Origin of the sequence: Tenacibaculum soleae (genome assembly GCF_030549005.1) — a bacterium.
Lineage (GTDB): Bacteria > Bacteroidota > Bacteroidia > Flavobacteriales > Flavobacteriaceae > Polaribacter > Polaribacter soleae.
Genome location: NZ_JAUOSW010000036.1, coordinates 1 through 696 on the forward strand (window position 1 = coordinate 1; position 696 = coordinate 696).

General features: G+C 26.7%; 1 protein-coding gene. It reads right to left on the minus strand.

The features are described from left to right. Positions 1–138: 138 nt before the first annotated feature. A partial coding sequence (locus Q4586_RS13985) for a YcxB family protein (protein WP_303530015.1) occupies positions 139–696 on the minus strand: 558 nt, incomplete at its 5' end.

Sequence of the window (696 nt, forward strand, 5' to 3'; positions counted from 1 at the left end):
CAACGGTTTTGTATATGGAAAGTTGCGTGTTTGCGTGCGAGGATTTTCCGAAGGAAAATCAGACGTAGCAAACGTGCAACGACCTTTAAATTTAGCCCAAAATAGCAATTTTTTATATACGTTGTTGGCAACAGTTTTTTATTTCCATTCCCAATTTAAATTTTCAGAAATCGGAATATTCAGTTCTTTCCAATTTTTCTTAATCAATTCTAAATTATTGACACCTTTTTTAGAAACAATAAAGGATGATCCGTTTGATAGTTTAATGAAAAAATTATTTTGAGTTTCATCAATTTTTTCAATTTCAGAAATTTTGGTTTTCCCTTCTCCAGTTTTGTCTTCCGTAATTAAATATTCAGAGTTAAATTCCATTGTTTCTTTTTCTCCGATTCTTTTTGCGTAACTATTCTTAACAATCTTTGAAAAATGTTTTCTTAATTTAGATTTATACAATTTATTGAAAAAGATAAAAGTCAAAATTGCTATAATTCCAAGTATAATTGCAAACTCAATATTATTCTTATTATACATATTTATTCCAATAAAAAGAAAAAGTCCAACCAGAATAAATTTGGTTGTAGCCATTATTTTTCCTGCTTTTTTATTTTCAGACATTGCAAATAAATGATAGTCAATAAAATCTTTTTCTTCTAATATATATTCTAATTTCATTTTAGTGTTTAATTGTTGCCAACG